Origin of the sequence: Arsukibacterium sp. MJ3 (assembly GCF_000987765.1) — a bacterium.
Classification (GTDB): domain Bacteria; phylum Pseudomonadota; class Gammaproteobacteria; order Enterobacterales; family Alteromonadaceae; genus Alishewanella.
Genome location: NZ_LAHP01000190.1, coordinates 1 through 426, shown reverse-complemented (window position 1 = coordinate 426; position 426 = coordinate 1). Strand labels below are relative to the sequence as shown.

Below are 426 nucleotides of genomic sequence, written 5' to 3'. Positions count from 1 at the left end.
AGCTGATGTATTCAACACCCGCGCTTTAATAAGGGCGTAACGTTCCCACATTCTCCCCTGCTCATGATAATAATCTTCCAATGCAGCAAGGCTGGTTACCAGCGGGCCGCTCTGGCCAAATGGCCGCAAGCGCAGATCAATTCGAAAGGCTCGGCCATCTACCGTAGGTTGGTCGAGTAACTTAATCAGCATTTGTGCATAGCGATTAAAGTAAATCGCTACATCAGTGTTTTGTCGGCCGCCCTCGGTTTGTCCGGGTTCAGGGTACGCAAATATTAAATCAATATCAGATGAGAAATTAAGTTCGCTACCGCCGAGCTTACCCATTGCTAAAATAATTAATGGTTGCGAGTTCCCTTCGCTATCCAGTGCCCTGCCGAAACGCCCAGCAAGCTGCTGTTCGGCATACTGGGCAGCGGCCATAAT

At 49.3% G+C, this 426-nt stretch carries 1 pseudogene; it reads right to left on the bottom strand.

From position 1 onward, the window contains the following. Positions 1-426, bottom strand: a pseudogene (locus VT06_RS17445) (bifunctional glutamine synthetase adenylyltransferase/deadenyltransferase); the annotation flags it as partial.